General features: G+C 70.6%; 9 protein-coding genes. All 9 read right to left on the bottom strand.

Translation table 11 applies throughout. The features are described from left to right. Positions 1–33: 33 nt before the first annotated feature. The 9 genes from ACFZBP_RS29620 to ACFZBP_RS29580 all read right to left on the bottom strand — a co-directional run bounded on the left by ACFZBP_RS29620 (position 34) and on the right by ACFZBP_RS29580 (position 9,563). The gene (locus ACFZBP_RS29620; RefSeq protein WP_391417500.1) at positions 34–1,101 is read right to left on the bottom strand and encodes a substrate-binding domain-containing protein; all 1,068 of its coding nucleotides are present in this window, start codon (positions 1,099–1,101) and stop codon (positions 34–36) included. A 32-nt stretch (positions 1,102–1,133) separates the two neighbouring features. Next, the gene (locus ACFZBP_RS29615) at positions 1,134–2,783 is read right to left on the bottom strand and encodes a sugar ABC transporter substrate-binding protein (protein WP_391417498.1); all 1,650 of its coding nucleotides are present in this window, start codon (positions 2,781–2,783) and stop codon (positions 1,134–1,136) included. A 39-nt stretch (positions 2,784–2,822) separates the two neighbouring features. Continuing rightward, positions 2,823–3,683 (bottom strand): ABC transporter permease subunit, encoded by an 861-nt coding sequence (locus ACFZBP_RS29610; RefSeq protein ID WP_391417618.1) that lies wholly within the window; start codon positions 3,681–3,683, stop codon positions 2,823–2,825. Positions 3,684–3,718: 35 nt separating this feature from the next. Then, positions 3,719–4,573: an ABC transporter permease gene (locus tag ACFZBP_RS29605; protein WP_383445462.1), complete on the bottom strand. Its 855-nt coding sequence runs from the start codon at positions 4,571–4,573 to the stop codon at positions 3,719–3,721. A 162-nt stretch (positions 4,574–4,735) separates the two neighbouring features. Next, the gene (locus tag ACFZBP_RS29600) at positions 4,736–5,668 is read right to left on the bottom strand and encodes an SCO1860 family LAETG-anchored protein (RefSeq protein WP_391417496.1); all 933 of its coding nucleotides are present in this window, start codon (positions 5,666–5,668) and stop codon (positions 4,736–4,738) included. Positions 5,669–5,935: 267 nt separating this feature from the next. Then, entirely contained in the window at positions 5,936–7,027 is a 1,092-nt protein-coding gene (locus ACFZBP_RS29595) for an amidohydrolase family protein (RefSeq protein ID WP_391417494.1), read from the bottom strand. A gap of 63 nt (positions 7,028–7,090) precedes the next feature. Next, complete coding sequence (locus tag ACFZBP_RS29590; RefSeq protein WP_383445453.1) at positions 7,091–7,885, bottom strand: amino acid ABC transporter ATP-binding protein; 795 nt, start codon at positions 7,883–7,885, stop codon at positions 7,091–7,093. Next, positions 7,882–8,715 carry an amino acid ABC transporter permease gene (locus ACFZBP_RS29585; protein ID WP_383445450.1) on the bottom strand — a complete coding sequence of 278 codons (834 nt, stop codon included), beginning with the start codon at positions 8,713–8,715 and terminating at the stop codon, positions 7,882–7,884. The genes ACFZBP_RS29590 and ACFZBP_RS29585 overlap by 4 nt, the downstream gene beginning before the upstream one ends. Then, a complete protein-coding gene (locus tag ACFZBP_RS29580) occupies positions 8,712–9,563 on the bottom strand; it encodes a transporter substrate-binding domain-containing protein (RefSeq protein WP_391417491.1) in 852 nt (283 codons plus the stop codon). The genes ACFZBP_RS29585 and ACFZBP_RS29580 overlap by 4 nt, the downstream gene beginning before the upstream one ends. Between the last annotated feature and the right edge of the window lie 50 nt (positions 9,564–9,613).

Below are 9,613 nucleotides of genomic sequence, written 5' to 3'. Positions count from 1 at the left end.
GGGCGCGACCAGCCACAAACCACCCGCAGCCGCCTACGGCACCCGAGGCGAAGCGACGCTCCGGCGCACAACGATGTGCGTACCGAGCAGGTGATGATTCCCCCCGGCATGCTCAGGGTCACGCAGAGCGATCCGCACCGCAGCCCGCCCGAGCTCCTCGGCCGGCGTACGCACAGTCGTCAGCGGCGGATTGAAGTCCTCGGCCAGCGGAATGTCGTTGTACCCGACGACCGAGACGTCCTCAGGCACCCGCAGACCGGCGTCGGCGATCGCACGCAGCGCCCCCGCGGCGACCATGTCGTCCCCGGCGACCACGGCGGTGAACTCCCGCGTCCCCTTGAGAAGTTCAGCCATGGCCCGCAGTCCCGCCGCCCGACCGAGCCCGCAGTCGACGACCCGCCCGGCCGCCGCAGGCACCCCGTGTTCGGCGAGCGCGGCACGGTAACCGGCGACACGGGCGTCCAGGGCCGTGTTGCCGGGCAGCCCGCCGAGGAAGACGATCCGTCGGTGACCGGCCGACAGCAGATGCCCGGTGACCGCCCGCGCACCGGCCTCGTTGTCGAACTCGACGACCAGCGCGGGGATGTCGGGATCCGGCGCGGGCCGGCCGCACAGCACCAGCCGCGCCCCCGACGCGTCCAGCGCCTGCGCGTAGTGGGCCACGCGCGAGCGGTACGCGTCGTCCTCGACGACCCCGCCGACCAGGATCACCAGCCGCGCCCCCTCCTCCCGCATCAGCTGCACGAACTCCATCTCGCGCTGCGGGTCCCCGCCGGTCGCGCCGACCACGCAGAGCCAGCCCCGGTCGGCGGCCTCGGCCTCGACGCCCTCGGCGACCTGGGCGTAGAAGGGGCTGGTGACCTGGCGGACGACGACGGCGGCCATCTTCCGGCCGCCGCCCACCAGGGCACGGGCGTGGGCGTTGGCGACGTAGTCGAGGTCGCGTGCGGCCCGCAGCACGCGGGTCCGGGTGGAGGTGGGCACGGGATGGTTGCCGCTGAGCGCGCGCGACGCCGTGGCCACGGACACGCCCGCCCGTTCGGCGACCTCGCGGATCGTCACCCTCCGCCTGGGCCCCGTGTCCCCGATGGTGTTCCCCATCCCCCGCGCCTCCTGTTCCGTCGGCCCGCCGCTCACGCGCCCGCCGCGTGGTCCTTCGCGAACTCCTCGGCCATTCTGTCGCCGCCCCGCGACCGCCAGGTCTTCACCGCCGCGTCCCACTCCGTCAGCGGCAGCCGTCCCGCGACGATCCCGGTGACGGTGTCGTCGAGGAGGGCCTTGAGGGTGGTGCCCTGGGAGTTCCTGGTGCGGGACTGCAGGCCGAAGGAGGCGTCGCGGACGGCGTGCGGGACGACCTTCCGCTGCCAGGCGTGCAGGGCCCGTACGGCGTCCGGCATGCCGGGCACGAACAGCACCTGGGGGCCCTCGGCGAGGTACTTCAGCGGCAGGTTGGTGTTGTTCTCGGTCTCGCCGAGCTTCGTGGGCTCGGGTGAGCCGTCCTTGCCGCGGGTGAAGTGGGTGCCCTCGACGCCGTAGTGGACGAGTTCCCACTCCTGGCTGCCGAAGGGGGCGGCGAGGTGGTCGAGGACGCGCAGGAGCAGTTCGATCCGTTCCCTCTTCGCCTTCTTCAGCACGGTGTACCCGAAGGAGCGGCGGGCCGCGACGACGCCGCCCGGCTCGCCGCCGACGCTGTACGGGAGCGCCGCGGCCGGGGTCATCCCGTCGGGTGCCTCGCGGTACTTGGGCAGGTAGGCGCCGAAGCCGTCCTGCATGGAGCCGACGGTGCCGTTGTAGTAGAGGGTGGTCAGGTCGATCTGGGAGACGGACGTGGCGTCGGGGTGGTAGCAGCCGTCCTTGCGCAGCCGGGCCTGGAAGGCGATGGACGCCTTGTACCGTTCGTCGGCGCAGGCCGGCAGGAAGGTGCCGTCCTTGGTGACGGCCCAGTTCTGGGGCGCGTTGTGGGCGGCGGAGTGGACGGCGTTGCCGAACAGGGAGCCGTTGGCGGCGCCCAGCGCGTACGTACGGCCGCTGGTGGCCCGCTTGGCCACGGCGGCGAAGTCGTCGGAGGTCCAGCCCTCCTTCATGCCCGCGTCGGCGAACATGCCCTGGTTGAGCCAGAGGGTCGAGCCGGGCAGCGGGCGTTCCAGCGGGATGCCGTAGAGGCGGCCGCCGATACGGCCCATGTCGCGCCAGGCGTGGGTGGGGATGCCGGCGAGGTTGGGGTAGTCGGTGATCGCCTCGCCGGAGAGGTAGGGGGTGAGGTCCTCGGCGCGCCGCTGTACGAACTCGGCCTCGCGGGGCAGGACGAAGCCGGAGAACAGGTTGATGATGTCAGGCAGAGTGTCGGCGTCGGCCGCCATCACCGTCGCCATCTTCTTCTGGTAGTCGGCCTGGGAGACGATCGTGTACTCGATCCTCACCCCGAGGGCCTTCTCGACAGCGGCCCAGAACCGGTTGGCGGGGGCCGGCTTGGGCGGGGTGCCGAAGGAGACCGACATGACCTTGACGGTGGAGCCGTCACCGGGGGTGCGGGCGACGGACTTGACGAGGTCGGCGGGGTAGGAGGTGTAGCCGGCCTGCACTCCGGCGTCGGTGGCGGCGAGGTCGGGCCTGGGACCGGTGGCGGGCCGGTACGTCGGCCAGGGCGCGAGGTCCTTGCCCGCGTTGGAGACGTCGCTGTCACCGGAGCCGGTGGAGCAGGCGGTCAGCAGACCGGGGGCGGCGGCCACGGCGCCGCCGGCGGCGACGGAACGCAGTACGGTACGACGGGACAGGCCGGGCATGGGCGAATCACCTCTCTGCGTACATGTGTTGATGCTGCGTCAGCTCTTGATGGCGCCGGTGAGCACGCCCTTGGTGAAGTACTTCTGCAGGAACGGGTAGGCGAGCAGGATCGGGACGGTGGCGATCACCAGGACCGCCATCTGCACGGTCTGCGGCGCGGTGACGGTGCCCTCGCCGGTGGTGGCGTCGGTGAGTCCGGAGCCCGCGACGACGTAGGTGCGCAGGACCTGCTGGAGGGGCCAGTGGTCGCTCTCCAGGTAGAGCGAGGCGTAGAACCAGGAGTTCCAGTAGGCCACCGCGTAGAAGAGTCCCACGACGGCCAACGCGGCCTTGGACAGCGGCAGTACGACGGAGACGAGCACCCGCCAGTCCCCCGCCCCGTCCAGCCGCGCCGCCTCGTACAGCTCCTCGGGGATGCCCTGGAAGAAGCCGCGCAGGACGACGAGGTTGAAGACGTTGACGAGGACCGGCAGCACCAGCGAGGCGTAGTTGTCCAGCAGGCCCAGCTCCTTGACCAGCAGGAAGCTCGGGATCATGCCGGGCGGGAAGAGGAAGGTGAACAGGACCAGGAGCAGGACGGGCCGGCCGCCGAGGACGCCGGGGCGGGAGAGGGCGTAGGCGAGGGTGACGGTGCAGGCGAGGCTGAGCAGGGTGCCGACGAGCGTGACGCCGGCGCTGACGCCGAGGGCGTGGGTGACGATGCCGCCGTCGAGGATGTCGCGGTAGGCGTCCAGGCTGGGTTCGGTCGGCCACAACACCCAGCCGCCGTTCGCCACGACCTCGTCGGTGGAGGCGAGCGACGTCGAGACGATGACGAGGAACGGTACGCAGACCAGGAGCACGACGGCGACGAGGGCCACGGCTTTCGCGCCCTGGGTGACGGGCCTCGGCTTCTCCATCCAGCCCGGCCGGGCGGGGGTGCGGGTTCCGGCGCTCACTTGTAGACCCCCTGTTCGCCGAGGCGGTGGGCGACCTTGTTGGCGGCGTAGACGAGGAGCGCGCCGATGACACCCTTGAACAGACCCGCGGCGGCGGCGAATCCGTAGTCGCCGCCGACGATGCCCTGGTAGTAGACGAAGGTGTCGATGATCTCGGCGGCCTCGGGGCCGACCGCGTCGCGCTGGAGGAGCATCTGCTCGAAGCCGACGGAGAGGATGTCGCCGAGCCGCATGATCAGCAGCAGCACGATCACCGGGCGGATGGCGGGCAGGGTGACGTGCCAGAAGCGGCGCCAGGGCCCGGCGCCGTCGATCGCGGCGGCCTCGTACTGCTGCTCGTCGACCTGTGCGAGGGCGGCGAGGAAGATGATCGTGCCCCAGCCGGCGTCCTTCCAGATGACCTGGGCGACCACGAGCGGCTTGAAGGCGTCGGGGTCGCCGATGATGTCGACGGTGTGCAGGCCCATGCCGTCCAGCGAGGAGTTGAGCAGCCCGGTGTCGCCGAGGACCTGCTGGAAGAGGGCGACGACGATCACCCACGAGATGAAGTGCGGCAGATACGCCACCGACTGCACGAAGCGGCGGACCGTGCTCCAGGTGAGGCTGTGCAGGAGCAGGGCGAGGGCGAGCGGCACCGGGAAGTAGAAGGCGAGCTGGAGGACGGCGATCCACACCGTATTGAGGACGGAGTCCCAGAACGCGCCGTCCTCGAACATCCGCTGGAAGTTGCCGAGGCCCACCCAGGGGCTGCCCCAGAGCCCGTCGAAGGGCACGTACTCCTTGAAGGCGATGACGTTGCCGACCAGGGCGCCGTAGTGGAACAGCAGGAAGTAGGCGAGGCCGGGGAGCATGAGCAGGAGGAGGGCGCGGGATTGAAACCGTTTACGCTCCACTGAACCCCTCGTATCTCGGAGTTGGGGTGAGGGGAAGTTAAAACGTTTTCAGACGCCAGTCAACAGCCCTGACAGGAAGGGCTGTTGACCAGGGTTGCCGCGGGACGGCCGCCTTGCGGGTCAGCTCCTGCCGCGCCGCGCCAGGGCCACCGCGCCCCCGCCCGCGAGGAGCAGGGCGACCGCACCGCCCGCGATGTACGGCGTCATCGGGTTGCCGCCGGTCTCCGCGAGGCCCTCGTCGCCGGACTCGCCCTGGGGCTTCACGTCACCGGCCGAACCGGCGCCCGGGTCGGTGCCGGGCTCGGCGCTCGGGTCCTCCTGCTGCGCGGGCTCGGCAGGGGTCTCGCAGGTCGCCCTGGCCAGGGTCAAGGTGCCCTGGACGTCGGCCACGTTCAGCTTCAACGGGTTGACGGACACCTTGAGTTCGAGGGCGGTGGCGGCCGCCGTACGCGAGGTCTGCTCCGTCTTGGAGTAGTCGAGGCGCACGTCGCCCACGCCGGGCACCTTGACGTTGGTGGTGCCGCCGGCGGTCAGGGTGACCTTCTTGCCCAGGACGGTGACGTCGCCGAGCAGGTCGGAGGTGGCGGTGGGCGTCTTGCCGGCCTCGCAGGTCGCCTTGGAGGTGACCTGGCCGACCTCGATGAGCGAGAGCAGCGGCAGTCCGGGGACGTGGACCTTGGCGTGGGCGAGGCGGGTGTACCCCTCGGCCCTGCCGTCCTCGACGGTGGCCTTCGACTGGGCGACCTCGGCGTTCAGCACACTGAAGGGCCGGCCGCCGTCGACACCGTTCAACTCGGCGGTCAGCGTGGCCTTCTCGGCGCTCTGCGGCGCCTGCACCTCGTTGAGGGAGACCGCGAGCGGGACGTTCACGGTCTTGTTGAGCAGGGAGACGTCGAGTCCGGTGCGGAGCACGACGGCGCTCGCGCGACCCTCGTCACCGGTCGCGTGCGCGGTGCCCGCGGCGCCCAGGGCCGCGGGGCCGGCGGCCAGGGCGGTGGCCGTCGCGACGGTGGCGAGACGGCGTGCGGGCAGGCGGAAGTTCTTGCCGTTCAAGGTGGGGACCCCCAGAGGAGACTTGCTCGGGACCTGGCAAGAATCGCGTACCGAGAGTGAACAGTCAGCAATCCGCCAGGACTTCACTCCTACGTGGGGTTTCCGTGAACCTTTTCGAATCCTGCGGCACGGGTGTTCCATGCTTTCGCCGTCGCACCGGCATCTTTGCGAATACGCCGGTCGACGCCCCGGAGCGCGGGACGGCGTGCGCGACTGCCCCACCGTCGGGTTCCGTCACGCTCCGTCGCGTCGTCGCGTCCCGTGGGGTCAGCCGACGACCTGCCCGTTCAGCACCACCCGCCGGGGCGCCGCCAGCACCCGTACGTCCGCTCGCGGGTCGGACTCGTACACCACGAGGTCGGCCGCGGCGCCCTCCTCCAGGCCGGGGCGGCCGAGCCAGCTCCGGGCCGACCAGGTCGTCGCCGCGAGGGCCTCGACCGCGGGGATGCCGGCGGTGACCAGTTCCGCCACCTCGGCGGCCACCAGGCCGTGCGGCAGGGTGCCGCCCGCGTCGGTGCCGACGAAGACCGGGATGCCGGCGTCGTAGGCGGAGCGGACGGTGTCGTAGCGGCGTTCGTGGAGCCGGCGCATATGGGCCGACCAGCGGGGGAACCTGGACTGGCCGCCGTCGGCCAGCTTCGGGAAGGTCGCGATGTTCACGAGGGTGGGCACGATGGCCACACCGCGCTCGGCGAAGAGGGGGATCAGGTCCTCGGTCAGGCCGGTGGCGTGCTCGATGCAGTCGATGCCCGCCTCGACCAGGTCCTGGAGGGAGTCCTCGGAGAAGCAGTGCGCGGTGACCCGGGCGCCCAGCCGATGGGCCTGAGCGATGCCCGCCTCGACCGCGTCCCGCGGCCAGGTCGGTGCGAGGTCCCCGAGGTCGCGGTCGATCCAGTCCCCGACCAGCTTGACCCAGCCGTCGCCGCGGCGGGCCTCCTGGGCGACGTAGGCGACCAGGTCCTCCGGTTCGATCTCGTGGGCGTAGCCGCGGATGTAGCGGCGGGTGCGGGCGATGTGCCGGCCGGCCCTGATGATCTTCGGCAGGTCCTCGCGGTCGTCGACCCAGCGCGTGTCGGAGGGCGAGCCGGCGTCGCGGATCAGCAGGGTGCCGGCCTCGCGGTCGGTGAGCGCCTGCTTCTCCGCCACGTCGTCGTCGACGGGGCCGTGCGGGCCGAGGCCGACGTGGCAGTGGGCGTCGACGAGGCCGGGGAGGGCCCAGCCTTCCACAGTGCGGGTGTCGCGGGCGTGGACCGGACGGTCGTAGGTGATCCGTCCGTCCATGACCCACAGTTCGTCGCGGACGTCATCGGGGCCGACGAGGACCCGCCCTCTTACGTGCAGCACCGCCAGATCGCTCATGCCACGCACCATAGTTCTTCGCCTGCGGGTCCGTCGTGGCTGGTCGCGCAGGTCCCCGCGCCCCTAGGTGGCGTTGCCCTCCTCCTCGACCTCAGCCATCGCGGGGTCCAGCAACCGTGACAGGAAGTGGCGAGTCCGGTCGTGGGTCGGGTTGCCGATGACCTGGTCGGGGGTGCCGTCCTCGACGATCACTCCGCCGTCCATGAAGACGACGCGGTCGGCGACCTCGCGTGCGAAGGTCATCTCGTGGGTGACGACCATCATGGTCATGCCCTCGTTGGCGAGCATGCGCATGACGGCCAGGACGTCCCCCACCAGCTCGGGGTCCAGCGCCGAGGTCGGCTCGTCGAAGAGCATCACCGCGGGGCCCATGGCGAGGGCGCGGGCGATGGCGACGCGCTGCTGCTGGCCCCCGGAGAGGGAGGCGGGGTAGGCCGACGCCTTCTCCGAGAGGCCGACGCGCTCCAGGTTCTCGGCGGCGACCTTCGCGGCGGCGGCCTTGTCCCGCTTGAGGACCCGGCGCTGCGGGAGGGTCAGGTTCTCGGTCACCGTGAGGTGCGGGAACAGGTTGAACTGCTGGAAGACCATGCCGATACGGCGGCGTACGGCGTCGATGTCGACGTCCGGGTCGGTGAGCTCGGCGCCGCCGACGAAGACCTGGCCCTTGCTGGGCTCCTCGAGCAGGTTCACGCACCGCAGCAGCGTCGACTTGCCCGAGCCGGACGGGCCGATCACACAGACGACCTCGCCCTGCCTGATCTGCAGGTCGATGCCGCGCAGCACCTCGTTGTCGCCGAAGGACTTGTGCAGGCCCCGGACGTCGATCTCGGGTCGGGGGCCGAGGGTCTTGTCGGTCACTTCACGGCCTCCTGGGCCTTCGCCTCCATGCGGCGCACGACGAAGCCGAGCGGGATGGTCACCAGCAGGTAGCACAGGCCGGCGACCAGGATCGGCGTGGAGTTGGCGGTCTGGCTGGCCAGGTCGCGGCCGAACTTGGACAGCTCGCGCTCCTCCAGCGTGACACCGAGGAACAGCACCAGCGAGGAGTCCTTGAAGAGCAGGACGAGTTCGTTGGTGAGCGGCGGGAGGATGATCCGGAACGCCTGCGGGATGATGATCGAGACCATGGCGCGGGCGGGCGAGAAGCCGAGCGAGCGCGCCGCCTCCATCTGCCCCTTGGGCACCGCCTGGATGCCCGCGCGGATCGTCTCCGCCATGTAGGCGGCGGCGACGAGGCCGAGCGCGAGCGCGACCTTGCCGTACGTGCCGCCCGGGATCTCCGTGCCGGGGAAGGCCAGCGGTACGGCGACCCCGATGAAGATGAAGATCAGCAGGGCGGGCAGACCGCGGAAGATCTCGATGTAGACGCCCGCGAGCCAGCGGTACGGCCCGACGGACGACAGCCGCATCAGCGCGATCACCATGCCGAGGACCAGTCCGACGACGAAGCCGGACACGGTGTACAGCACGGTGTTCTTGAGCGCCAGTGTGATGACGTCCGGGAACATCTGCCGGGCGATGTCCCCTTGCGCGAACTGGTTCGCGAGCCGGTCCCAGTCGGCCGCGACCGCGAAGGCGATCACGGCCGCGACGAAGACGACGTACTGGACGCCGCGGGACAGGCTGCGCTTCTGACGCCGGGTCAGGCCCTTTTTCCTCGGCTGGAGTCGTACGTCCGTGCCCGTCATGAGGCGGACGGAGACGCCGACGCCGCCGACTCGTCGTACGGGCCGATCCACTGCTCGTACAGCTTCTTGTACGTGCCGTCGGCCTTCGCGTCCTTGATCGCCTTGTTGATGGCCTCGCGGAGCTTGGTGTTGCCCTTCTTCACCGTGAAGCCGTACTGCTCACCGGTGTTGATCTGCTCGGCGACCTCGAAGGCGGCCGCGTTGGCCTTGTCCTTCAGCCAGCCCTGGACGACCGGGTAGTCGATGACGACGGCCTGGACCTGGCCGGTGCGCAGGCCGTTGATCACGGCGTCGGAGGACTCGAAGGAGACCGGGTCCAGGCCCTTGCTCTTGGCGTAGTCCTCGCCGGTGGTCTGGGCCTGGGCGCCGACCTTCTTGCCCTTGAGGTCGGCGAAGGACGAGATGCCGCTCTTCTTGTCGACGAGGACGGCCTGGGTGGCCTCGAAGTACGGGTCCGAGAAGTCGACGTTCTTCTTGCGCTCCTCGGTGATGGTCATGCCGGCGGCGGCGAGGTCGCACTGGCCGGCGTTGAGGGAGCCGCCGGTCTTGAAGTTCTCGAAGGGCTGGTCGACGATCGCCTGCTTCACGCCGAGGTCGTCCGCGACCAGGTCGATCAGCGAGACGTCGAAGCCCTGCACCTTGCCGTCGATCTCCGACTGGAAGGGCGGGTACGGCAGGTGGGTGCAGGTGGTGAGCTGGCCCGCCTTGACGACTTCGACACCGCCGGCCGCCGTCTTCGTACCGCTGCCGCCGTCGCCGTCGGAGGAGCAGCCGGCCACGAGCACCAGCCCGGCCGTCGCGGTGGTGGCGGCCAGAACGCGGGTCCGGCGCCCGAGGGTCGTCTTCACGGGGGGCCTCCTGTCAGGGAACTATGAGTTCCGATTATAAGGAGAGGTTT

It is taken from the genome of Streptomyces sp. NPDC008086 (assembly GCF_042957325.1).
Classification (GTDB): domain Bacteria; phylum Actinomycetota; class Actinomycetes; order Streptomycetales; family Streptomycetaceae; genus Streptomyces.
This window is presented reverse-complemented; position numbering and strand designations above follow the sequence as displayed.

Bases quoted from the DNA above. Each gene is read 5' to 3' on its own strand.
- ACFZBP_RS29620 (WP_391417500.1), bottom strand. From the start codon at position 1,101: ATGGGGAACACCATCGGGGACACGGGGCCCAGGCGGAGGGTGACGATC.
- ACFZBP_RS29615 (WP_391417498.1), bottom strand. From the start codon at position 2,783: ATGCCCGGCCTGTCCCGTCGTACCGTACTGCGTTCCGTCGCCGCCGGC.
- ACFZBP_RS29610 (WP_391417618.1), bottom strand. From the start codon at position 3,683: ATGGAGAAGCCGAGGCCCGTCACCCAGGGCGCGAAAGCCGTGGCCCTC.
- ACFZBP_RS29605 (WP_383445462.1), bottom strand. From the start codon at position 4,573: ATGCTCCCCGGCCTCGCCTACTTCCTGCTGTTCCACTACGGCGCCCTG.
- ACFZBP_RS29595 (WP_391417494.1), bottom strand. From the start codon at position 7,027: ATGAGCGATCTGGCGGTGCTGCACGTAAGAGGGCGGGTCCTCGTCGGC.
- ACFZBP_RS29585 (WP_383445450.1), bottom strand. From the start codon at position 8,715: ATGACGGGCACGGACGTACGACTCCAGCCGAGGAAAAAGGGCCTGACC.